Raw genomic sequence first — 21,694 nt, forward strand, 5'->3', positions numbered from 1 at the left:
ACGGCGGGGTTTTCCGGCAAAAGTATTATGGGTTACTGCCTGCGGGCGGTACGGTAGTCATCACCGGGACGCCAATAGGGACAGGCATCGGCACGGGCGGAGAGAAAGCGAACCATTTCGTCCTCATCCAGGTCCATTTCGCAAATATAATCGTCGTATTCCTCGTCATAGGAATAGTACACGCAGGTTTCGCATTTGGTGCTCATGGGAGACCTCCTTTCCGGGCAGAAGCTGTCTGTGGGATCATTATACCCCGCGGCACAGTTGCCGTCAACGGGGGAGGTTTTTCGCAGACGGGAAAAAATTCAAAGAAAAGTAATGACTTTTGTCCGACATTCGGCTACAATAAGGTGAAAATGAAAATAGGAGGACTTCCTTTTGAAGAAAATGTATGATGCGGTGGAGCGATTTTGTGCGCGACATCCCCGGTTTGGCATCCCGAATTTGATGCGGTACATTGTTATCGGCAATGTGGTGGTGTATTTCCTGTCTATGCTCAGCCGCAATACCGATGCGGCGGCGCTGGACTTTTTGGCCTTTAATCTAAACGGTCTGCTTCACGGCGAGATCTGGCGGATCGCGACCTACATCTTTGTTCCGGGATACAGCAGCCCCTTTGCCCTGCTCATCGCTCTGTATTTTTACTACTGGATCGGCTCGACCCTGGAGCGGGAGTGGGGAACGCCTAAGTTTACCTTGTACTATTTGGGCGGTGCGGCCCTGACGGTGGTGGGCGTGATCCTCACCAGCCTTATCAGCGGCAACCACTATCTGACCCTGGCGGGGACGGGGTATGTGAACCTGTCTATGTTTTTGGCTTTTGCGGTGCTGTTTCCGGATATGACGGTGCTGCTGTTCTTCATCATTCCCATCAAAATCAAGTGGCTGGCCATTATCGACGGGGCGTTCTTTGCCATTGAGATCGTGGGAGCTATCCTGTCCGGAAATCTGGTGGGGGCCATCACCCCGGTGCTGGCCCTGCTGAACTTCGCCCTGTTTGCCACGCCCTATATTCACTATATACGCCGAAAGACCCAGTACCGCCACTCGGCGGGAGCCGTGAATTTCCGGCGGACGGTACACCAGGCGCAAAAGCAGCAGCAGAATGCGCCCTACCACCACAAATGCGCCGTGTGTGGTCGCACGGACACAGATTATCCCGATCTGCAGTTCCGCTATTGCAGCAAATGCGCCGGGTACCACTGCTTCTGTCAGGATCATATTTTCTCTCATGTGCATTTCACAGAGGAGCCTTGACGGATATGGCTTTTTTCGATAGAATAGGGTAAATTGTTCTGAGAGGTAGAGCTATGGCTAACGGATTTATTGACAAGGCACGCATCACCGTTCGGGCCGGAAACGGCGGCAACGGGGCGGTGGCCTTTCACAGAGAAAAATACATTGCGGCGGGAGGACCCGACGGCGGAGACGGCGGCAACGGGGGAAGCATCATCGTGCAGGTGGACGACAATATGTCCACCCTGATGGACTTCCGCTATAAGCGCAAATATGTGGCCGGAAACGGTGTGGACGGGCAGGGCGGCCGCAAGAGCGGCAAGGACGGTGAGAGTTTGACCATCCGGGTGCCTCGGGGAACCCTGATCCGGGACGCGGAGACCGGCGAAATTATCAAGGATATGTCGGACAAGGAGCCCTTTATCCTTTGCAAGGGCGGTCGGGGCGGCTGGGGTAACCAGCACTTTGCCACCCCTACCCGGCAGGTGCCGCGGTTTGCCAAGGCGGGACTCCCCGGTGAGAGCCATGATGTGATATTGGAGCTGAAGCTGCTGGCGGATGTGGGCCTGGTGGGCTTTCCCAATGTGGGGAAATCCACGCTACTCAGCGTTGTGAGCAAGGCACATCCGAAAATCGCCAACTACCACTTTACGACCCTTTATCCTAATCTGGGTGTGGTATATGTGGATGACGGGGTCAGCTTCGTCATGGCGGACATTCCTGGCATCATCGAGGGAGCCAGCGAAGGCGCGGGCCTGGGCCACGATTTTCTGCGGCACATTGATCGGTGTCGGCTGCTGGTCCACCTGGTGGATGTGTCCGGCAGCGAGGGTCGGGACCCGGTGGCAGACTTTGATGCTATCAATGACGAGCTGAAAAACTATTCTCCGGAGCTTGCCCGGCGGCCTCAGATCGTGGTGGGCAACAAGACGGACCTTTTGCAGGACCCGGAGCAGCTGGATGCGCTAAAAAAGCATGTGGAGGAGGCGGGCTACACCTTCCTGGAGATGTCCGCAGCTACCCACCAGGGGACCCGGGAGCTGGTACAGACCATTGGCCGGATGCTCTCGCAGCTGCCGCCGGTGGTGGTGTATGAGCCGGAGTATGTGCCCCGGCCTCCGGAGGTGGACACCTCCCAGCCGCTTACCATCCATGTGGAGGACAACACCTGGCTGGTGGAGGGGCCGTGGCTGCAGCGGCTCATGGCCAACATCAATTTCTCCGACTATGAAAGCCGGATGTATTTTGACAAGATGCTGCGCCAGAGCGGGCTGTTTGACCGGCTGGAGCAGATGGGCATTCAGGACGGGGACATTGTGTCCATGTACAATCTGGAATTTGAATATCAGCATTGATACCGTGAAAAAAGATGCGCAGGAGACAAAGCCCTACGCATCTTTTTTTTGCTATTCCGGAGGAAAATCCTCACGGTTTGCCATGTGCATGACAGAGACCTCATAGGCGGTGCGCTGCTGGGTTTCGCCGTCTACTACCTTTAAGTACACCCGGCTCTGGACCCGGCCCTCAGCGCAGAAGCTGTCGCCGGTGGTAAGCTCCGCCGCCTGCCGGGCCAGCAGGCCCCAGCAGATGACGGGCAGGTAATCGGAGCGACCGCAGCGGCGATTTACAGCCAGCAGCAGGTCACAAATCTCCCGGCCCAGAGGGGTGCTGCGCAGAACTGGGGGCTTACACACGGCGCCGCACAGACGAATGTGATTTTTTATCTCTGCGCCGGGGGATTTGACAAGACTGCGGGCAAAGACGGAGAGGACCAGACGCTGCCCGATACCGCTGCGGTTGTTGAAGGAGCGGAGCTGGCCCAGGAGCGTCACGGTGTCGCCGGGGGAGAGATCCGCGGGCAGGAGGCTCTCCCGTACCAGCACCGGCAGCTCGTCATTGAGGCCGGAAAGCCGGGGCACGGACAGCAGGAAGCGATAAAAGGATTCTCCGTGATTGGTGTGAGACGGCTCCGGGGCCGTGAGTACCCCGCCGCATAATTCGACATGATTATAGCAATCCTCCATGGCTTGACCATTCCTTTCGCTTTGACGGTAGATTTCCATGGGACACTATATGCGGCAAAAGAGAGAATATGCTCTTTTCAAGGGGCGCAGAATATTGTATAATAAACGCACTACCAAAACGAAAGGAACGAAAACCGTGCGATATAAAGGAAAGGTATACAGGCCGCCCAGTGAGGCGTACAGCCTTATTGTGCAGGTGACCTACGGGTGCAGCCACAACCGCTGCGCTTTTTGCGACATGTATGACGACAAGAACTTTGCCATGCGTCCTATGGAGGAGATTCGGGAGGATTTCGAGACGGCCCGGCGGCTCTATCGGCACGTGGAGCGGGTGTTTTTAGCAGACGGTGATGCGCTGATGCGCAGGACCGGAGATCTGGTGGAGATCCTGGGGCTGGTGTATGGTCTGTTTCCTGAGTGTGAGCGGGTGACCTGCTATGCTTCGCCCACCAGCATCCAAATTAAGTCCGAGGAGGAGCTGCGGCTGCTGCGGGAAAAGGGCCTGAAAATGGTATACATGGGCCTGGAATCCGGCTGTGATGCCGTGCTGGAGCGTATGGACAAGGGGCACACAGCGGCCCAAATCATCGAGGCCGGGCAGAAGGCCCGACGGTGCGGACTGCAGCTTTCCGTGACGGCTATCTCAGGGCTGGGAAGCCGGGAACTGTGGCGGGAGCATGCGGTGGAGACAGCCCGAGCCTTTAACGCAATGAACCCGGAATATATCGGACTGCTGACGCTGATGGTGGAGCCGGGGACACCGTTGGAAAAGTGGGTGCGGGAGGGCAGCTTCCATGTGCTGAGCCCGGTGGAGGTGATGCAGGAGATGGAGCTGTTTTTGCAGCACATTGACAGCCCCGGCAGCGTTTTTCGTATGAATCATGCGTCCAATTATTTGACGCTGAAGGGAACGCTGAACCAGGACCGGGAGAGACTTTTGCAGCAGGTGCGGCAAGGGCTGGCAGGTCAGGGACTGAAGGACGAATTTATGCGCGCGCTGTGAGGGCGCGTGTGCGGGACAAGAAGTGCCAGGGGCGGGGTAAAACCCCGCCCCTGCACAATTTACAGCGGGCGACCGCAAGGGTCGCCCCTACGAAATGCTGAGACAAATAGGATAAACCGCCGCAGGTGAGACTGCGACGGTTTTTATACTTTTTTATTGCTTTTCTTATGCGGCGGTGTGTTTTTGACCGAAGTAGAGGAGGCCGTAGGCCAGGCACAGGATCAGCACCAGAGCTGCCAGAGCCACAGTACCGATGGCGCACACCGTTCCCACACCGTGAGGCAGGAAGAAGGCAACGACAGCCAGGGCGAAGCAGATCGCCGTCAACAATACGATCAGGTTACGGATGGTTTTCATCTGTTTCATGCTACATTCCTCCTATTTTTATTTTAAAATTTATCAAGGATTAATGGTTTACAAGCGGGTAGGGAGAGCCTCTAAGGCCCGGGCAATTCGTATGAGGGAGTCATTCATTTCCTTGAGGGTACGCAGCAGGGCATCCAGCTCGGCCTGTGACATAGAGGACACTTCCTTTCATGCTTTTTTGATGATTCCATTATAGCAGAGAGAAGGACGGTTTTCCTTACAAGGCCGCAACAAATTGACACAATTTCGGAAACAAAAGTGTTACATTTTTCAAATTTTACTACGGAATTGTAACGAATGGGAAGGGTGACGGATTGCGCTTGAAATGGTGAGCGTTTTTTGCTATAATAAGCTTCTATATGAAGATGGGGGAGTGTTGGCTTGCACTATTTGAATAATTTGTGGGCGGCATTGGATTTCGGCTCACTGTGGGATATGCTGCTGCGGTTGGCGGCGGTGCTTCTGTGCCTGACGGTGCATGAGACCTGCCACGGCCTGGCGGCCTATGCTCTGGGCGACCCCACCGCCAGGCAGGCGCACAGGCTGAGCCTGAATCCCCTGCGGCATATTGACTGGTTCGGCCTGCTGATGATGTTTTTAGCGGGCTTTGGCTGGGCCAAGCCTGTGCCGGTGAACCCCAACTACTTCAAAAAGCCTAAGCAGGGCATGGCCCTGACGGCCCTGGCGGGGCCGATGAGCAACTTTCTATTGGCGCTTATCATGCTGCTGGGGGCCCGCATTTTTTGCGATGTAGCCTCGTATTCGGAGGCAAACCAGCGGATCTTGGATTTCATTTTGATGGTGGCTATCCTTTCCATCGGCTTGGGGCTTTTCAACCTGGTGCCCATCCCGCCGCTGGACGGGTCCAAGGTACTGTTTGCGGTACTGCCGGACCGGGCCTATGATCAGCTTATGCGCTATGAGCGGTATGGGATGCTGGTACTTTTTGCACTGGTGTTTTTCGATGTGGGCAGCAACGCTCTTTCTCAGGCTATTAGTTGGGTTTTTGATCTATTTTGCCGTGTGGTCGGCTTATAAGGGAGAAAAAAGTTTTGGACAATCCGATTTTCAAATTGGAAAAAGTGGTGCAGAGCAAGGCGGCAGAGCCTCTGGAGGATTTTGAGGGGCCCCTTGACCTGATCCTGTTCCTGCTGAGTAAAAATAAAATCGAGATTCAGGACATTCCCATTGCGCTGATCCTGGACCAGTACCTGGCGTACCTGGAAAAGCGGCAGCAGATGGACCTGGAGGTAGCCAGCGAATTTGTGACTATGGCGGCGCACCTGATGTACATTAAGACCCGTATGCTCCTCTCGATTGAGGACGAGGAGGCCCAGAGTGAGATGGACGCCCTGATCCAGTCCCTCCAGGAGCGGCAGCGAGGCGAGTGCTACCAGAAAATTCGCAGGCTTACGGAAAAGTTGGGGCCCATGGGCGAGTTCGGCCGGAATATTTTCACCAAAAATCCGGAGCCTGTGAAGCGGGGCAAGGTTTTTGAGTATGACCATGAGCCCGGGGAGTTGGCCATTGCCATGCAGGAAATGCTGGATCGCCGGGACATGGCCCGGCAGCCGCAGCTGACGGTATTTGAGGACATCGTGAAGCGAGAGCCGTACTCGGTGGAGGAGAAATCCGCTGAAATCGTGCGGCGTGTAAAGCTGGCAGGCATTACACGGTTTTTGCTTTTATTCAAGGGCAGCCGCAGCCGCAGTGAGCTGGTGGCCACCTTTATGGCGGTGCTGGAGCTATGCAGAAAGCATGTTCTGCGTCTGGCCGGTGGGCCGGAGGACTGCATGGTGTCTTGCGAGAAGGACAGCGAGGTGTAAGGGAGCGACTTTATGGAAATACTGGAAATGAATGAAATAGAGGCGGCGCTGGAGGGGATATTATTTGCCTCCGGCGAGCCGGTGCATATTGACCGCATCTGCCTGGCTCTGGACCTGGACCGGACCACGGCGGAGCTGGTGCTGCAAAAGCTGGCGGATTACTACAGCTTTGAGCGCCGGGGAATACGGCTTATCCGCATGGCGGACACCTGGCAGCTCTGCTCGGCGCCGGAGTATGCCGACTGCATACGCCGCGCCTTTGAGATACGCAAGCCTGCCAAGCTCTCCCAGCCGGCGCTGGAGGTGCTGACCATTGTGGCCTATTATCAGCCTACCACTCGCGCCTATATTGACCAAATTCGCGGGGTGGACAGCTCCTATACCGTGGGACTGCTGCTGGAGCGGCATATGATCGAGGAATGCGGCACCTTGCAGGTGCCGGGGCGGCCCCGTCTGTATCGCACAACGAAGGAATTTCTTCGGGCGTTCCATTTGAGCTCTCTGGAGGACCTGCCGGAGATGCCGGGTCTGGAAAACGACGGACAGCTGCGGCTGGAAAACGACGGAACCATCAGCGACGAGACCAACACCTGAGAGAGGGGGCGAGGCCATTGACGGCGCTGTGGATAGTGGGAATCGTGCTTTTCCTCTTGCTGGTCATCTTTTTGAGCCGGGTGGGCGCAGAGATGGTTTTCGGCGAGGAGACCGGGGTGACCCTTCGGCTGGGGCCTGTGCGGGTGCAGGTGTTGCCGAGGAAAGAAAAGGCGAAAAAGCCGAAAAAAGAAAAGCCTCCCAAGAAGAGAAAAGAGGAAAAGTCCAAAAAGAAGATGCCGAAGATCACGGGTCGGGCGATCCTGAGGGGGCTGCCGGAGCTATGGGGCATTGCGAAAAAGGGGCTAAGGATGACCTTTCGGCGCATCCGTATCTCACCTATGGAGATTTCGGCGGTCATCGGCGGGGAGGACCCGGCGGACACGGCCATTCTCTACGGAAAGCTCAACGCCGCCATGTGGACGGTGATGCCGGTACTTACGGAGCTGGTGCAGATGCCGGATGCGCACATACACCTGGAGCCGGACCTGCAGGGCGGCGAGACGAGGGTGCGGGGCAAAGTGGGCATTACAGCCCGGATATGGGACCTGACAGTCATGGGCTTTGCCTGCGGTATACCGCTTATTAAATGGTTTTTACGCTTGAGAAAACAGCCGCAGCCTGCGGCGAAGGGTACAGACAGCCTGCCAAGAAAGGATGAAAAAAATGGAAAACAAGAAAACCAACCTCAGCGAAATGATGGAGACCGCCATGAGCAAGGTGCGGGAGATGGTGAGCAGTGACACGGTCATCGGGCAGCCCATTACCACGCCGGACGGGGTGACCTTGGTACCTGTTTCCCGGCTGAGCTTTGGCTTTAGCTGCGGCGGCAGCGATTTCGGTAAGGTGACCGACGGGAAGAATTTTGCCGGCGGTACGGCGGCAGGCGTGAAGGTGGACCCGGTGGCGTTTTTGGTGGTGAAGGACGGTGTGACCCGGGTGATGCCGGTGGCTATTCCTGCCATGGGTACGGCGGACCGGGTCATTGAGATGATCCCTCAGGTTATGGACCGGGTGGAGAGCTTTATTGACAAAAAGAAGGAAACTACCGAATTTTAACAGCGTATACTGGCACCATCCACAATAAAAAGGGGGAGGGTGCATGAAGGGCAGGCGCGTGGCGGCGGCTGTGCTGGCGATGCTTTTTTTGCTGGCGCAGCGGGCCTGGGCTGTGGACATTTCGGCCACGGCGGCGGTACTGATGGACGCGGACACGGGGCGCATCCTGTACGAAAAGAATCCCGACAGGCGGATGCTGGTGGCCAGCACCACCAAGATCCTTACGGCATTGGTGGTGCTGGAGAGCTGCGAGCTGCGCAGTACGGTCAAGGTGACCCAAGAGCACATGGCAGAGGGGTCGTCTATGTACCTGAAGCCGGGGGAAGAGGTGACGGTGGAGTGCCTGCTCTACGGATTGCTCCTTGCCTCCGGCAATGATGCAGCCCTGGCACTGGCAGAGGCCTGCGGCGGGGTGGAGCCATGCGTTAGGGCCATGAATCGTCTGGCCGGACGCATTGGAATGACGGACAGTCATTTTGAAAATCCCAACGGGTTGGATGGGGAGGCGCACTACTCCACGGCCCGGGACATGGCAAAGCTGGCGTCCTATGCTTCGAAGCAGCCCACTTTTCTGCGCATTTGCTCTACGACGACGGCCCATGTGGGAGGCCGTACCATGACCAACCACAACCGGCTTCTCCGGGAAGTGGAGGGGTGTATGGGCATGAAAACCGGCTACACCAAGGCTGCCGGACGGACGCTGGTATCCTGCGTGGAGCGGGAGGGGCGGACGCTGGTGGCGGTGACCCTGCAGGACGGCAACGACTGGGCCGACCACAGGGCACTGTATGAATTCGGCTTTTCCCGGGCCGACGCGGCAGAGACGGCGGCGGCCTGTGGGAGAAAAGAACGATTTTGGATTTGAAAGCAGGTGACGCGGTGCGCCAGCGGGTGCAAAAGTTAATGGCCCAGGCAGGGCTTTGCTCTCGGCGCACGGCTGAGCAGTGGATGCTGGACGGGCGTGTGACGGTGAATGGTCTGCCGGCCCGGCCGGGAGAGCAGGCGGACCCGGAATGTGACTGCATTGAGGTGGACGGAAAGCCCCTGACAGGTGATGGAGAGAAAGTCTACCTGATGCTGAACAAGCCCCGGGGCTATGTGACTACCCTGAAAGATGAGCTTGGCCGCCGGACTGTCGCCGACCTGGTAGCGGACTGCGGGAAGCGGGTGTTTCCCGTGGGGCGGCTGGATAAGGACTCGGAGGGCCTGCTGCTTTTTACCAATGACGGAGATTTAATGCAGCGGCTCATCCACCCGAAATTTGAGGTGAGCAAGCTGTACCGGGTGACGGTGCAGGGAGACTGGCGGCGGGGCATTCCGCAGCTTCAGACCATGGATACCCTGGAGGGAGAGCCCATCGCCCCGGCGCAGGTGGAGCTGGACCGGGAGATGGGGGAGAGCGCCGTGCTGCTTATCACCATTCACCAGGGAAAAAACCGACAGATACGGCGGATGTGCCGCCAGGCAGGCCTTACGGTCACACGGCTGGAGCGCATCGCGGAGCATGGAATATATTTAGCAGACTTGCCCTGTGGCAAGTGGAGAGCCTTGACAGAGGAAGAACGAATGAGGCTAAAGGAGAGCGAGAAAAAATGAACGACAATGTGCTGCACAGGATCCGTAACGGTATGGATGGATTCTCCAAGGGGCAGAAGCGGATCGCAAACTACATACTCACAGACTGTGACAAGGCCTCCAATATGACGGCCTGCCGACTGGGGCAGATTACCCAGGTCAGCGAGTCCACGGTGGTGCGCTTTGCCTCCCAGCTGGGCTACGACGGGTATCCCGCTATGCAGAAGGCCTTGCAGGAGCTGGTGCGAGGAAAGCTCACCAGCCTCCAGCGCATTGAGGCCTCCGGCGATCAAATCAATAGCGGGGACATTGCCGGAAGCGTCATGCAGCAGGATATGGACACCCTCCGCAGCACCATCGACGGCATCGATCGGACGGAATTTGACCGGGTCGTGGGGAAGCTGGTGCGGGCTAAGCGCATTTATATCCTGGGTGTGCGGTCGTCCTCCTTTTTGGCCGGGTATTTAAATTTTTATTTCCATTTGATTTTTGAAAATGTGACGCTGGTGCAGAGCGCTGCGGGAGAGATCTTTGACCAAATGCTGCGCATCGGGCCCGGGGATGTGCTGCTGGCTATCGGCTTTCCCCGGTACTCTAAGCTGACCATGAGCGCAGTACATTTTGCCAGGGACAGAGGCGCAGAAGTCATAGCTATCACGGACAGTAAAATGTCTCCCCTTTACACCCTTTCAGTGGCCTCACTGCTGGTTCACTGCGAGATGATCTCCTTTGTGGACTCCATGGCGGCACCGGTGAGCCTGCTCAATGCGCTTATAGTTGCGGTGGGCAAGCAGAAGAGCGCGGAGACGGCGGAGACCTTTGCGGAGATGGAACGCGTGTGGTCCCGGTATGAGATTTTCGGGTATGAGGACGATGAGTAAGGATATTGCGGTCATAGGCGGCGGAGCAGCCGGCATGATGGCGGCTATCGCCGCGGCGGAGCAGGGGGCAAGGGTCTGCCTGCTGGAGCCCAACCAGCGGCTGGGCAAGAAGCTGAATATCACCGGGAAGGGACGGTGTAATGTGACCAATAACTGCTCTATGGAGGAGCTGATGGCCCACATTCCCCGAAACGGACGATTTCTATACAGTGCCTTTTCCCATTTCGGAAGCGGGGAGACCATGGCCTTTTTTGAAGGGCTGGGTGTGCCGCTGAAAACGGAGCGGGGAAACCGGGTGTTTCCCGTGTCAGACTGTGCCTTTGATGTGTCCGGGGCCCTGAAGCGGCGGCTGGAAAGGCTGGGCGTGCGCTGGGTGCATGACCGGGCGGTTTCGGTGCTGACGGCCGACGGTGCGGTGCAGGCCGTGGCGGGGGAAAAAGGCGAATATCCGTGCCGGGCGGCGGTCTTAGCCACTGGGGGCGTGTCCTATCCGGGGACAGGCTCCACCGGGGACGGCTACCGCATAGCCGGGGAGCTGGGACATACCATTGTTGCACCCCACGGGTCTCTGGTACCGCTGGTGAGTGATGATACCTGCTGCGGAATAATGCAGGGGTTGGCGCTGAAAAATGTGCAGCTCACGGCGGTGAATGAGAAGAAAAAGACGGTATTCAGTGAGTTCGGTGAAATGCTGTTTACCCATTTCGGTGTGTCGGGGCCGCTGGTGCTGTCGGCCAGCGCCCATTTGCGGGACTGGGACAAGCATACCTATTCGCTGTCTATTGACCTAAAACCGGCTCTTTCGGAGGAAAAGCTGGAGGAGCGGCTTTTGCGGGAGCTGCGGGAGCAGAGCAACCGCAACATGGAGAATGTTCTTTTGTCGCTGGTACCTACCAGCATGGTGCCGGTGCTTTGCACGCGGCTGCATATTGACCCGGAGCTAAAGGCAAACTCCTTTAAAAAGGAGCAGAGACGGGCTCTTTTACAGGAGCTGAAGCATTTCACCCTGTCCGTTTCGGGTCCCAGACCGGTGGCGGAGGCTATTGTTACCTCCGGCGGCGTGAAGGTGGGGGAGGTGAACCCCGGCACCATGGAGTCGAAGCTGATAACAGGGCTGTATTTTGCCGGAGAAATTCTGGATGTGGATGCATATACGGGCGGATTTAATTTGCAGATCGCCTGGTCTACAGGACGGGCGGCAGGATTGGCCGCCGCAGAGGAAGAAGGAGAGAGATGACCGTGAGCAATATTTATTCCGTGGCCGTGGACGGCCCCTCGGGTGCGGGAAAAAGCACCCTGAGCAAGGAGGTGGCCAAGGAGCTGGGCATCGTGTATGTGGATACCGGCGCCATCTACCGCACCATCGGATACTATATTTTTACCCAGGGTATCGACCCTAAGGACGAGAGGGCTGTGGCAGCGGTGCTGCCGGAGGTACAGGTGGATATGCGCTATGGAGCGGACGGCCTGCAAAGAATGTTTCTGGGCGGGACGGATGTGACGGAGAAGATCCGCCTGCCGGAGATTTCCATGTATGCCTCGGCAGTGTCGGCTATCCCGGCAGTGCGGGCTTTCCTGCTGGAGATGCAGCGGGACATGGCCCGGCGCAGCAGCGTTATCATGGATGGCCGGGACATCGGCACCGTGGTGCTGCCGAATGCCCAGGTAAAAATTTTCCTCTGTGCGGATGTACAGGTTCGGGCAAGACGGCGGACTCTGGAGCTGGAGCAGCGAGGAACGCCCAAGCCCTATGAGCAGGTTCTCGAGGAAATGGAGCAGCGGGATTGGGCGGACAGCCATCGCTCTGCCGCCCCTTTGCGTCCGGCCGAGGACGCGGTGGTGGTGGACACCACAAACATGGACTTTGCCCAGAGCAAGGATGCGATTTTGCAGGTTATCAGGAGGCGGACGCAGCCATGAGCAGCAAATTTTACGCCAAAGCTTATGATATTTTGGCCCCTATGGCCACCTTCCTGCACCCCATTGCGGTGGAGGGACTGGAGAATGTGCCTAAGGACGAGCCGGTGGTGCTGTGCCCCAACCACAGCAGCAACTGGGACCCTATTTTGCTTATTTGCGCCCTGGGGCGGGAGGTCAATTTGCGCATTATGGGGAAGAATCAGCTTTTTAAAATTCCCATTCTTCGTTCTTTCCTGCGGAAAATGGGCGTGTTCCCGGTGGACCGGGGCCACTCGGATATCGGTGCGGTGAAAAACTCCATTCAGACCCTAAAGGACGGGGCGATGCTTATGGTGTTTCCAGAGGGGACCCGGGTACGGGGAAAGAAGAATACCGTTCGCCCCAAGGGCGGCATCGCTATGATTGCCATTCGGTCCGGAGCTAAGCTGCTGCCGGTGTATATTGGCGTGAAAAAGCGGCTCTTTGCCAAGGTGCCTATTATTTTCGGCAAGCCCTTTGCCCCGGAGTATACCGGGAGAAAGGGTACGGCGGAGGAATACCAGGCCAACGCGGACGAGGTTATGCGCCGGGCCTATGCTCTGGGAGGTGCGCCATGCAGGTGATGATGGCTGAGAGCGCCGGATTTTGCTACGGCGTGAAGCGGGCCGTGGACATGGCCCGGGAGACGGCGAAAAAATGCCGGCACAGCGTAATGCTGGGAAGCATTATCCATAACGCCAATGTGGTGGCGGAGCTGGAGGCCCTGGGAATGCGCAAGGTGGATTCTTGGGATCAGGTGCGCCCCGGCGAGACGGTGGTTATCCGCTCCCACGGGGAGAGAAAAGAGGTTTTTGAGAGGCTGGCGGCTATAGGCGCGACGTGCGTCAACGCCACCTGCCCCAATGTACTGCGCATTCAGCAGCTGGTGGCGCAGGCCCAGGAGGAGGGGAGAACGCCCCTGATTATCGGGGAGATGCACCATCCGGAGGTGCTGGGGGCGGCCAGCTGGTCGGAGCGGTCGGTGATTCTGCCGGGGCCCCGGGAGCTGGAAAATTGGCTCAACGAGGAGCCTTCCCGCCGGAATATGCCCCTTACGGCGACGGCTCAAACCACCTGTGTACAGGGAATTTGGGAAAGTTCCAAAGAAATTTTAAAAAAACAGTGTACAAATGCAAAAATATTTGATACAATATGTAATGCTACGCATAGGCGTCAAACTGAGGCGGCCGAATTGGCGGCTCAGGTGGATGTCATGGTCGTTGTTGGAGACCGTAAAAGTGCCAATACCAAGCATTTAGCAGAGATTTGCAGGGAGAAATGCGGACGGGTCGTTCAAATTGAGCGGGCCGGTGAGCTCTCGTCAGAACTTTTTGAGGGATGTCTTGTGGCAGGTCTTACGGCCGGCGCGTCTACGCCAGCGGGCATCATTAAGGAGGTATATACAACGATGAGCGAAGAAATCAAGAACATGGAATCCAACGAGGAAAGCTTCGAGGAACTGCTGGAAAAATCTTTTAAGACTTTAAATACAGGAGAGAAGGTAACCGGTATCGTGACGGCTGTCGGCCCCACCGAGGTACAGGTGGATCTGGGCTGCAAGCAGGCGGGCTACATTTCCGTGGATGAGCTGAGTGCTGATCCCAATGTGAAGCCCGAGGATGTGGTGAAGGTAGGCGACGAGATCGAGACCTACATCATCCGCGTGAACGATGTGGAAGGCTACGCTATGCTCTCCAAGAAGCGTCTGGACGCTGTGAAGGTCTGGGAGGACATCGAGGTTGCCCGGGAGAACAAGACCACCCTGGAGGGCAAGGTCACCGAGGAGAACAAGGGCGGCATCGTCGTCAATGTGAAGGGCGTGCGCGTGTTCGTGCCCGCTTCCCAGAGCGGCCAGCCCCGGGGCGCTGACCTCAGCGAGATGATCGGTCAGACCGTTTCCCTGCGTATTACCGAGGTCAACCGTGCCCGCCGCCGCGTGGTTGGCTCCATCCGTGCCGTGCAGTTCGAGGCCCGTCAGGCTGCCCAGGCTGCTATTTGGGAGAGCATCGAGGTGGGTAAGCACTACACCGGCACCGTGAAGTCCATGACCAGCTATGGCGTGTTCGTGGATATCGGCGGTGTGGACGGCATGGTACATATCTCTGAGCTGTCCTGGTCCCGCATCAAGAACCCCGCTGAGGTGGTTTCTGTGGGCGACACCCTGGATGTGTATGTCATTTCCTTCGACCCCGAGAAGCACAAGATCTCTCTGGGTGTGAAGGATCGCTCCTGCAATCCCTGGGATAAGTTCATGGAGACTTATCATGTGGGTGATGTGGCCAATGTGCGCATCGTGAAGCTGATGACCTTCGGCGCTTTCGCTGAGGTAGTTCCCGGTGTGGATGGTCTGATCCACATTTCCCAGATCGCCGACCGCCGCATTGAGAAGCCCGGTGATGTTCTGTCCGAGGGCCAGATGGTGGATGCCAAGATCACCGCTATCGACGAGGAGAAGCAGAAGATTTCCCTGTCTATCCGCGCTCTGCTGGGCAGCCACGAGGACGAGGCCGACGAGGCTGAGGTCGAGGAGTAATTCCTGCATTTATAACGGATCCGGTACCTGATTACGGGTGCCGGATCTTTTGCGCTTTCCGGGGTGTCACCGTAAGCCTGGGATACATAAAATATGGCATGAGGAGGAATGGCACCATGGAATATGTGATCATCATAGCACGCTCTGTCACCCAGGCGCAGCGGATGATGCATCTGCTGGAAAACTGCGGCATTTGGGCGAAAATATTCCGCTCTCCCGTGGGACTGACGGAGTACGGATGCAGCTATGCGGTAAAAATAAGGCGCGAGAAGCTATGGCAGGCGATGGACTGCCTGCATCGGGGAGGTCTGACACCCCTTTCGGTCCACGAAAAACAGGGGGATGGCTACCGCGAGGTGAGGGTATGATCTATCTGGATAGCGGAGCCACAACCTTGGAAAAGCCTCCGGAGGTGGCCAGGGCTATGGCCCGGGCGGTGGGGACTATGTCGTCTCCGGGACGCGGGAATTATCCGGCCTCCCGGCGAGCGGAACAGACGGCCTTTGCCTGCCGGGAGGCGGCAGCGGGGCTGTTTCAGGTTCCGACACCGGACCAGGTGGTCTTTACCTCCAATGCTACCCACGGGCTGAACATTGCCATTCGAAGCCTGGTGCGGCCCGGCGGACGGGTGGCCATCAGCGGATATGAGCATAACGCCGTGACAAGGGTGCTGCACAGCATTCCGGGGGTGGAAATGATTGTGGCGGACGCGCCGCTATTTGCGCCGGAGAAGATACTGGATGGATTTCACAGAGCCCTGCGCCGGGGCGTGGATGCGGTGGTGTGCAACCATGTATCCAATGTGTTCGGGTGCGTGCAGCCGGTGGAGGCGATTGCGCAGCTGTGCAGGCGGTACAATACGCCGCTGATCGTGGATGCGTCCCAGTCCGCGGGGATACTCCCGGTGACGCTTTCGGACTGGGGAGCGGCCTTCGTGGCAATGCCGGGGCACAAAGGCCTTTACGGCCCCCAGGGAATGGGACTGCTGCTGTGCGGCGGGGAGGCAAGCCCCCTGCTTTTCGGCGGAACAGGGAGCGCCTCGAGAATGCAGACCATGCCCTCGGATCTGCCGGATCGGCTAGAGGCGGGGACCCACAATATGCCGGGAATTGCGGGGCTTTTAGAGGGACTTAGGTTCGTGACCCGGATGGGAACGGAGAACATCGCGGACCATGAAATCCGCCTGACCCGCCGGGCAGCCCGGGGTCTTGCGGCACTGCCGGGGGTGGAGGTTTTTACCGATGGGAAGGGGCGGTCACAGACAGGGGTGCTGTCGTTCCGGGTCCGGGGAATGGACAGCGAGCAGATTGGCGAGGAACTGGCACGAAGGCAGATCGCCGTGCGCTCGGGGCTGCACTGTGCGCCCTTGGCCCACCGAACTGCCGGGACCCTGGAAACGGGGACCGTGCGTCTGAGCCCTTCGATTTTCAACACGCCCCGGCACATCGACACTTTCCTGCGGGAGCTTACCGCTATTCTTCGAGAAAACGAAAGCAGTGGGAGCCGGTCCTGATCTTGGATGGTTTTTGGGATGTTTATTTCGATATAACAAAGAAAATCGGATAGTTTTTATTGCTTTTTTCCCGGGATTCTTATATAATAAGTATTACCTATGGAATTCTATTGTACAGGAAAGGAGCAGACTGTGGATTCTATCATTTCTGTGCTGGAAAATATATGGCGATACCTGACGCTGATCCGCATTACGGATGTGCTGGATATTTCCATTATGTCCTTTGCCATCTATAAGCTGCTGAGCCTGGTGCGCAGCACCCGGGCCGAGAATATCCTCAAGGGGATCGTGATTTTCATTTTGGCGCTGTGGCTGTCCTCTTTGCTGAATCTGCGGGGGATCAACTACATCCTCAGCTATGTAGTAGAGTGGGGCGTTTTGGCCCTGTTTGTGGTGTTTCAGCCGGAGCTGCGCAGGGGCCTGGAGCAGCTTGGCAGCAAGAATATCCGACTGCTGCGTTTCCTGACACCGGAGCAGCGGAGCACCGAGCTGGAAAAGGCCATCGACCAGACTGTGGTGGCCTGCACGGAGATGTCCCAGTCCCGTACGGGCGTGCTTATTGTGTTTGAGCGCAGCTTGGTGCTTAACGACATGCTTCGCAGCGGTACGGAGCTGGATGCAAGGGTGTCCAGTGAGCTGCTGAAAAATATTTTCTTCGTGAAGGCGCCTATGCACGACGGCGCGGTTATCATTCGCAACGGGCGTATTTTGGGCGCAGGCTGTATGCTGCCGCTGTCGAAAAATGTGAATTTGAGCCGGGATCTGGGTATGCGCCACCGGGCCGGTATCGGCATGAGCGAGAACTCCGATGCGGTGGTGGTGATCGTTTCCGAGGAGACGGGTTCCATTTCCGTGGCCATCGGCGGGATGCTCAAGCGGCACTTAATGCCCGAGACCCTGTCTAAGCTGCTGAAAAACGAGCTGATGCCCGCTCCGGAGCAGGAGACGGAAGCCCGAAAAGATCCGCCCTGGTTCTTGCGGCGTATCCGTCAGCAGAAGGGAGGCGACGAGGATGAGTAAGAAACGCAAAGTGGTGCGCATCGCTATATCCATTTTGGCCGCCATCGCCATTTGGCTGTATGTGGACCTCGTGCGCCAGCCCAGCGTGCCTATGAAGGTGAAGGACATCCCTGTGGAATTCTCCGGGGAGAGCACCACCTTGGCGGACAAGGGCCTGATGCTGCTGTCGGGCTATGACACCACCATCGACCTGACTCTCAAGGGTCCCCGCCGCCAGCTCTGGCAAATCGACAAGGATGACATTCGCATCGTGGTGGACACCAGTTCCATTACGGAGGTGGGCTCCCAAAGCCTGACCTATCAGGTGATTTATCCCGACGGGGTATCGAAAAACTCTATCACCGTAGACTGGGCCAGCGCATACCGAGTGACGGTGACGGTAGGGGAGCTGTACTCCACGGAGGTGCCGCTGGTGTGCGAGGTCACCGGCACGCCTAAGAAGGATTTTTACGCTGAGGATCCTATTTTGGATACGAATAAGATCCTGCTCCACGGTCAGCGGGATGACCTGATAAATATCAGCTATGCCAAGGTCACCGTAGATGTCACCGGCAGCGATAAGTCCTATGAGAATGCATTGGCCTTTAAGCTCTATGACTATAATAACATCGAGGTGGACAATGCCGCCATTCGGCCCACGGTGAAGCTGGTGCAGGTGCGTGTACCCATTAAGACCACCAAGGAGGTGCCGCTGGAGATGATCGTGCGGGAGTCGGCTGGCTCTACGCGGGATCAGGTGAGCTTCTCTATAGACCCCAAGTCCGTGACACTGGCGGGAGAAAAGGATGTGCTGGACGCCATTCAGAGTATTGCCCTGGATACGGTGTATTTGCAGGATATTTCCGAGACTCAGACCATGTATTATGAGATCCTGGCGCCGGAAAAAACGGAGATCGTGGGCGATAATCACAGCGCGACCGTTACCTTCACCGTGACCGGTGTGACGGAGAAAACCGTTACCGTCAGCCACTTCCAGGTGGAGCGGGTGCCTGATGGCTTTACGGGGATTTGCACCACAGAGAGCATCCAGGTGACCATTCGGGGCCTGGCGGCGGAAATAGAGGCTGTGACCGAGGACAATATCATTGCGGTCATCGACTTCTCCAGCCTTACCGCCGAGGGAGAGTACACCCTGCCGGTGAACATTGTGGTGAACGGATATAAAAATATAAGTGCAAAGGGCACCTATCAGGTGAATGTGAAGCTGGAGAGCGGCACATCCACGACTTATTAGCGAAAGGAACGGAACATGACGCAGATCGCAACAGTGGAAAAAAAATTGGAGCCGGGCTTTGTGGAGATTTCCGTACCCCGGAAGTCTGCCTGCGGACACGACTGTGAGGAGTGCGCCGGCTGTGGCATGACCGGGGCGGCCATCCACGCAAGGGCCAGCGACCCGGTGGGTGTGAATCCCGGGGACAAGGTGGTGGTCCAGAGTGAGACGAAGAAGCTCTTGGGCGTGGTGGCACTGGTGTATTTGCTGCCGGTGATTGCCTTCTTGCTGGGATACTTTCTGTCGGAGGGGCTGGCGGAGTCCACCCGCTATATCATCGCCATTGCTGCAGCCGCCGTGGCCTTTCTCCCCAGTATTTTCTATGACCGCTATGCCAAGCGCCACGAGATACTGACCTATACCGTTGTGCGCCTGTTCTGATGTTCGGATATGTTCATATTTCCCCGGACAAACTGACGGAGGAGGAATCGGCGCGGTACAGGGCCTGCTACTGCGGCCTGTGTCACACCTTGGGCCGGCGCTACGGCCTGGCGGCAAGGATGATTCTAAACTATGATCTGGTGTTTTTGGCTATGCTTCTGTCAGAGGGGAATGTACCCCGATGCGACGAGAAGCGATGCCTGGTTCACCCGATACGCCGTCGATGCTTCTGCCGGGAGACGGCGGCCCTGGATGCGGCGGCGGATGTGAGCGTCCTGCTCACCTGGTGGCAGCTTCGGGACGGCGTGGAGGATCATGGGCTCTTTCGGGGACTTAAATACAGGCTTTCGGCTCTGCTTCTGCGGCCGGCTTACCGAAAGGCACGGCAATTTCGCCCGGATTTGGACAAGCGGATGCAGGAGAGACTGCAATATTTATCCGCACTGGAAAGGGAAAAATGCCCTGTGCCGGACCGGGCGGCGGACGCTTTTGCCCTGCTGCTGCGAGATTTGGCAGACCTGGAGAGTAGTGCCGACAGGCGCCGGGTGCTGGAGGAGCTGCTGTATCATCTGGGGCGGTGGATCTATTTGGTCGATGCCCTGGACGACCTGAAGAAGGATAGCAGGAGCGGAAATTATAATCCTCTTCTGCTGCGCTACGGATCGGCGGACGGGCAGCTATCGGAGCAGGACAAGCAGCGTGTAGCCCAAACCCTGGATGCTTCCGTCCGAGCCATGGCCGCAGCCTTTGAGCTGGCGGACTTCGGCTGCTGGAGGGGCATAATAGAAAGCGTCCTATACGAGGGACTGTATGCGGTGGGAAGTGCCGTACTCAACGGAACCTATCGTAAAAAAGCAAAAAAGACAGAGAACGCAAAAGGAAAGGCAGGACCCGATGATGCGTGACCCCTATGAGGTGCTGGGTGTACCCCGTACCGCTACCGACGAAGAGATAAAGAAAGCTTACCGCAATTTGGCGCGAAAATATCACCCGGATAACTATCACGATTCGCCCCTGGCCGATGTGGCCCAGGAGAAGATGAAGGAGATCAACGAGGCCTACGAGCAGGTGCAGACCATGCGCAAAAACGGCACCGCCGGCGGCTCTTACAGTGGCACCTATGCAGGCAGAGGATACGCAAACCCTTACGGCAATCCCTATGGTAACGCCTATGGTGGCGCCTATGGTGGCGCCTATGGCGGCGACCCGGCTTTTTCCCGGGTACGCATGACCATTCAGCAGGGAAATCTGAACCTGGCCGAGGAGCTGCTCAATGCTATGAGTGACCACAACGCCGAGTGGAATTTCCTCAAGGGTGTCATCTGCTACCGTAAGGGATGGATGGATGAGGCTAAGCGCTACTATGAGACGGCGGTGCAGATGGCACCGAACAACCCGGAGTATCGCCGGGCGCTGGACATTATGGAGGGCCGGGGCAACACTTACCGCCCCCAGGGCTATGGCAACCGTACCACTGGCACATTCGGAAGCGACGAATGCACCAAGATCTGCGGTACACTGATTTGCGTAAACTGTTTGTGCGGAGGCGGAAGAGTGTTCTTCTGCTGACGGGATAGAGGAGGAATGGAAAATGGTCAAAAGCATGACCGGTTATGGACGCGCTCGTCAGGAGCGCAACGGAAGAAACATCACTGTGGAGGTCCGGTCGGTGAACAACCGGTATCTGGACTGCACCGTGAAAATGCCCCGGGCCTATATTTTCGCCGAGGACGCCATGAAGGCCTTGGTGCAAAAGTACATCTCCCGAGGTAAGGTGGATGTATTCGTCACCGTGGATGCCGTGACCGCCGACCAAACGGTGGTACAGGTGAATGAGCCACTGGCCCGGAGCTACTATCAGGCGCTGAGCCGTCTGCGGGAGATGTTCTCCCTGGAGGACGAGCTGAGCGCGGCTACCCTGGCCAGGTTCCCCGATGTGCTGGCTGTGACCAAGGCGGAGGAGGACCTGGAGATGATCTCCGCCGACATCTGCGCCGTGCTGGAGGAGGCCCTGACTGCCCACCGGCAGATGCGCAGTGTGGAAGGGGAGAAGCTGTTTAGCGATATTGCAGGCCGGGCCGACACCATTGAGAGTGTTGTGGCCAAGGTGGAAGAGCGTTCGCCCCAGACGGTCAGTGAATACCGGGCGCGACTGGAGGCGAAGATGCGGGAGGTGCTGCAATCCACAACCATCGACGAGAGTCGCATTTTGACCGAAGCCGCTATTTTTGCCGACAAGATCGCCGTGGATGAGGAGACCGTGCGCCTGCGCAGCCACCTGTCCCAGCTTCGCACCATGCTCTCCGGCGACGAGCCTGTGGGCCGGAAGCTGGATTTCCTCATTCAGGAGGTAAACCGGGAGTGCAACACCATCGGCTCTAAGTGCAATGACCTGACCATCGCTCGGGATGTGGTAAATATGAAGGCCGAGGTAGAAAAGATCCGCGAGCAGGTACAGAATATAGAGTGAGGTGG

26 protein-coding genes are annotated in these 21,694 nt (G+C 57.4%); 23 read left to right on the plus strand and 3 right to left on the minus strand.

Annotated elements, in window-relative coordinates; genetic code table 11:
• Positions 1–32: 32 nt before the first annotated feature.
• A complete protein-coding gene (locus tag KI236_RS02505; protein ID WP_212819007.1) occupies positions 33–206 on the minus strand; it encodes a DUF6472 family protein in 174 nt (57 codons plus the stop codon).
• A gap of 181 nt (positions 207–387) precedes the next feature.
• On the opposite strand from KI236_RS02505, the gene KI236_RS02510 reads away from it, so the two are divergent.
• Entirely contained in the window at positions 388–1,257 is an 870-nt protein-coding gene (locus KI236_RS02510; RefSeq protein ID WP_228738109.1) for a rhomboid family intramembrane serine protease, read from the plus strand.
• A 53-nt stretch (positions 1,258–1,310) separates the two neighbouring features.
• A complete protein-coding gene (obgE, locus tag KI236_RS02515; RefSeq protein ID WP_212819009.1) occupies positions 1,311–2,591 on the plus strand; it encodes a GTPase ObgE in 1,281 nt (426 codons plus the stop codon).
• A 51-nt stretch (positions 2,592–2,642) separates the two neighbouring features.
• On the opposite strand, the gene KI236_RS02520 is transcribed toward obgE, so the two are convergent.
• Positions 2,643–3,260: a single-stranded DNA-binding protein gene (locus KI236_RS02520; protein WP_212819011.1), complete on the minus strand. Its 618-nt coding sequence runs from the start codon at positions 3,258–3,260 to the stop codon at positions 2,643–2,645.
• 136 nt (positions 3,261–3,396) lie between these two features.
• On the opposite strand from KI236_RS02520, the gene KI236_RS02525 reads away from it, so the two are divergent.
• The gene (locus KI236_RS02525) at positions 3,397–4,263 is read left to right on the plus strand and encodes a radical SAM protein (RefSeq protein WP_212819014.1); all 867 of its coding nucleotides are present in this window, start codon (positions 3,397–3,399) and stop codon (positions 4,261–4,263) included.
• Positions 4,264–4,428: 165 nt separating this feature from the next.
• On the opposite strand, the gene KI236_RS02530 is transcribed toward KI236_RS02525, so the two are convergent.
• Positions 4,429–4,629, minus strand: a complete 201-nt coding sequence (locus KI236_RS02530) for a hypothetical protein (RefSeq protein WP_212819016.1) — start codon at positions 4,627–4,629, stop codon at positions 4,429–4,431.
• A 381-nt stretch (positions 4,630–5,010) separates the two neighbouring features.
• Here KI236_RS02530 and KI236_RS02535 point away from each other — a divergent pair, with 381 nt between their 5' ends.
• From KI236_RS02535 to KI236_RS02630, 20 genes are all read left to right on the plus strand, one after another.
• The gene (locus tag KI236_RS02535; protein WP_228738072.1) at positions 5,011–5,667 is read left to right on the plus strand and encodes a site-2 protease family protein; all 657 of its coding nucleotides are present in this window, start codon (positions 5,011–5,013) and stop codon (positions 5,665–5,667) included.
• A gap of 14 nt (positions 5,668–5,681) precedes the next feature.
• The gene (locus KI236_RS02540) at positions 5,682–6,455 is read left to right on the plus strand and encodes a segregation and condensation protein A (RefSeq protein WP_212819018.1); all 774 of its coding nucleotides are present in this window, start codon (positions 5,682–5,684) and stop codon (positions 6,453–6,455) included.
• Between the two features lie 12 nt (positions 6,456–6,467).
• Positions 6,468–7,049: an SMC-Scp complex subunit ScpB gene (gene scpB, locus KI236_RS02545; protein WP_408059040.1), complete on the plus strand. Its 582-nt coding sequence runs from the start codon at positions 6,468–6,470 to the stop codon at positions 7,047–7,049.
• A 17-nt stretch (positions 7,050–7,066) separates the two neighbouring features.
• Entirely contained in the window at positions 7,067–7,789 is a 723-nt protein-coding gene (locus tag KI236_RS02550; RefSeq protein WP_212819020.1) for a DUF2953 domain-containing protein, read from the plus strand.
• Positions 7,713–8,105, plus strand: a complete 393-nt coding sequence (locus KI236_RS02555; protein ID WP_212819022.1) for a GerW family sporulation protein — start codon at positions 7,713–7,715, stop codon at positions 8,103–8,105. The genes KI236_RS02550 and KI236_RS02555 overlap by 77 nt, the downstream gene beginning before the upstream one ends.
• 43 nt (positions 8,106–8,148) lie before the next feature.
• On the plus strand, positions 8,149–8,970 hold the full coding sequence (locus tag KI236_RS02560; protein WP_212819024.1) for a D-alanyl-D-alanine carboxypeptidase family protein: 822 nt from the start codon (positions 8,149–8,151) through the stop codon (positions 8,968–8,970).
• Positions 8,961–9,701, plus strand: a complete 741-nt coding sequence (locus tag KI236_RS02565) for a pseudouridine synthase (protein ID WP_329958959.1) — start codon at positions 8,961–8,963, stop codon at positions 9,699–9,701. The genes KI236_RS02560 and KI236_RS02565 overlap by 10 nt, the downstream gene beginning before the upstream one ends.
• Positions 9,698–10,561 (plus strand): MurR/RpiR family transcriptional regulator, encoded by an 864-nt coding sequence (locus KI236_RS02570; protein ID WP_212819026.1) that lies wholly within the window; start codon positions 9,698–9,700, stop codon positions 10,559–10,561. Before KI236_RS02565 ends, KI236_RS02570 begins: the two co-directional genes overlap by 4 nt.
• Complete coding sequence (locus KI236_RS02575) at positions 10,545–11,798, plus strand: BaiN/RdsA family NAD(P)/FAD-dependent oxidoreductase (RefSeq protein WP_329958960.1); 1,254 nt, start codon at positions 10,545–10,547, stop codon at positions 11,796–11,798. The genes KI236_RS02570 and KI236_RS02575 overlap by 17 nt, the downstream gene beginning before the upstream one ends.
• Positions 11,799–11,800: 2 nt before the next feature.
• On the plus strand, positions 11,801–12,481 hold the full coding sequence (gene cmk, locus KI236_RS02580) for a (d)CMP kinase (protein WP_228738073.1): 681 nt from the start codon (positions 11,801–11,803) through the stop codon (positions 12,479–12,481).
• The gene (locus KI236_RS02585) at positions 12,478–13,083 is read left to right on the plus strand and encodes a lysophospholipid acyltransferase family protein (protein WP_212819030.1); all 606 of its coding nucleotides are present in this window, start codon (positions 12,478–12,480) and stop codon (positions 13,081–13,083) included. Before cmk ends, KI236_RS02585 begins: the two co-directional genes overlap by 4 nt.
• Complete coding sequence (locus KI236_RS02590) at positions 13,074–15,032, plus strand: bifunctional 4-hydroxy-3-methylbut-2-enyl diphosphate reductase/30S ribosomal protein S1 (RefSeq protein ID WP_212819033.1); 1,959 nt, start codon at positions 13,074–13,076, stop codon at positions 15,030–15,032. The genes KI236_RS02585 and KI236_RS02590 overlap by 10 nt, the downstream gene beginning before the upstream one ends.
• 116 nt (positions 15,033–15,148) lie before the next feature.
• Positions 15,149–15,400 carry a DUF3343 domain-containing protein gene (locus KI236_RS02595; RefSeq protein WP_212819035.1) on the plus strand — a complete coding sequence of 84 codons (252 nt, stop codon included), beginning with the start codon at positions 15,149–15,151 and terminating at the stop codon, positions 15,398–15,400.
• Complete coding sequence (locus KI236_RS02600) at positions 15,397–16,545, plus strand: aminotransferase class V-fold PLP-dependent enzyme (RefSeq protein ID WP_212819037.1); 1,149 nt, start codon at positions 15,397–15,399, stop codon at positions 16,543–16,545. Before KI236_RS02595 ends, KI236_RS02600 begins: the two co-directional genes overlap by 4 nt.
• 132 nt (positions 16,546–16,677) lie before the next feature.
• Positions 16,678–17,565, plus strand: a complete 888-nt coding sequence (gene cdaA, locus KI236_RS02605; protein ID WP_228738074.1) for a diadenylate cyclase CdaA — start codon at positions 16,678–16,680, stop codon at positions 17,563–17,565.
• Complete coding sequence (locus KI236_RS02610) at positions 17,558–18,799, plus strand: CdaR family protein (RefSeq protein ID WP_212819041.1); 1,242 nt, start codon at positions 17,558–17,560, stop codon at positions 18,797–18,799. The genes cdaA and KI236_RS02610 overlap by 8 nt, the downstream gene beginning before the upstream one ends.
• Before the next feature lie 15 nt (positions 18,800–18,814).
• Positions 18,815–19,219 carry a SoxR reducing system RseC family protein gene (locus KI236_RS02615; RefSeq protein WP_212819043.1) on the plus strand — a complete coding sequence of 135 codons (405 nt, stop codon included), beginning with the start codon at positions 18,815–18,817 and terminating at the stop codon, positions 19,217–19,219.
• On the plus strand, positions 19,219–20,124 hold the full coding sequence (locus KI236_RS02620) for a DUF5685 family protein (RefSeq protein WP_212819045.1): 906 nt from the start codon (positions 19,219–19,221) through the stop codon (positions 20,122–20,124). Before KI236_RS02615 ends, KI236_RS02620 begins: the two co-directional genes overlap by 1 nt.
• Positions 20,114–20,788 (plus strand): J domain-containing protein, encoded by a 675-nt coding sequence (locus tag KI236_RS12290; protein WP_329958961.1) that lies wholly within the window; start codon positions 20,114–20,116, stop codon positions 20,786–20,788. Before KI236_RS02620 ends, KI236_RS12290 begins: the two co-directional genes overlap by 11 nt.
• 22 nt (positions 20,789–20,810) lie before the next feature.
• Positions 20,811–21,689, plus strand: a complete 879-nt coding sequence (locus KI236_RS02630) for a YicC/YloC family endoribonuclease (RefSeq protein ID WP_212819046.1) — start codon at positions 20,811–20,813, stop codon at positions 21,687–21,689.
• Positions 21,690–21,694: the final 5 nt, after the last annotated feature.

The organism is Vescimonas fastidiosa (genome assembly GCF_018326305.1).
GTDB lineage: Bacteria > Bacillota > Clostridia > Oscillospirales > Oscillospiraceae > Vescimonas > Vescimonas fastidiosa.

Bases quoted from the DNA above. Each gene is read 5' to 3' on its own strand.
- KI236_RS02595 (WP_212819035.1), top strand. From the start codon at position 15,149: ATGGAATATGTGATCATCATAGCACGCTCTGTCACCCAGGCGCAGCGG.
- KI236_RS02615 (WP_212819043.1), top strand. From the start codon at position 18,815: ATGACGCAGATCGCAACAGTGGAAAAAAAATTGGAGCCGGGCTTTGTG.
- KI236_RS02600 (WP_212819037.1), top strand. From the start codon at position 15,397: ATGATCTATCTGGATAGCGGAGCCACAACCTTGGAAAAGCCTCCGGAG.
- KI236_RS02585 (WP_212819030.1), top strand. From the start codon at position 12,478: ATGAGCAGCAAATTTTACGCCAAAGCTTATGATATTTTGGCCCCTATG.
- KI236_RS02590 (WP_212819033.1), top strand. From the start codon at position 13,074: ATGCAGGTGATGATGGCTGAGAGCGCCGGATTTTGCTACGGCGTGAAG.
- KI236_RS02620 (WP_212819045.1), top strand. From the start codon at position 19,219: ATGTTCGGATATGTTCATATTTCCCCGGACAAACTGACGGAGGAGGAA.
- KI236_RS02560 (WP_212819024.1), top strand. From the start codon at position 8,149: ATGAAGGGCAGGCGCGTGGCGGCGGCTGTGCTGGCGATGCTTTTTTTG.
- KI236_RS12290 (WP_329958961.1), top strand. From the start codon at position 20,114: ATGATGCGTGACCCCTATGAGGTGCTGGGTGTACCCCGTACCGCTACC.
- scpB (WP_408059040.1), top strand. From the start codon at position 6,468: ATGGAAATACTGGAAATGAATGAAATAGAGGCGGCGCTGGAGGGGATA.
- KI236_RS02570 (WP_212819026.1), top strand. From the start codon at position 9,698: ATGAACGACAATGTGCTGCACAGGATCCGTAACGGTATGGATGGATTC.
- KI236_RS02505 (WP_212819007.1), bottom strand. From the start codon at position 206: ATGAGCACCAAATGCGAAACCTGCGTGTACTATTCCTATGACGAGGAA.
- KI236_RS02510 (WP_228738109.1), top strand. From the start codon at position 388: ATGTATGATGCGGTGGAGCGATTTTGTGCGCGACATCCCCGGTTTGGC.
- obgE (WP_212819009.1), top strand. From the start codon at position 1,311: ATGGCTAACGGATTTATTGACAAGGCACGCATCACCGTTCGGGCCGGA.
- KI236_RS02630 (WP_212819046.1), top strand. From the start codon at position 20,811: ATGGTCAAAAGCATGACCGGTTATGGACGCGCTCGTCAGGAGCGCAAC.
- KI236_RS02530 (WP_212819016.1), bottom strand. From the start codon at position 4,629: ATGAAACAGATGAAAACCATCCGTAACCTGATCGTATTGTTGACGGCG.
- KI236_RS02610 (WP_212819041.1), top strand. From the start codon at position 17,558: ATGAGTAAGAAACGCAAAGTGGTGCGCATCGCTATATCCATTTTGGCC.
- KI236_RS02555 (WP_212819022.1), top strand. From the start codon at position 7,713: ATGGAAAACAAGAAAACCAACCTCAGCGAAATGATGGAGACCGCCATG.
- KI236_RS02520 (WP_212819011.1), bottom strand. From the start codon at position 3,260: ATGGAGGATTGCTATAATCATGTCGAATTATGCGGCGGGGTACTCACG.
- KI236_RS02575 (WP_329958960.1), top strand. From the start codon at position 10,545: ATGAGGACGATGAGTAAGGATATTGCGGTCATAGGCGGCGGAGCAGCC.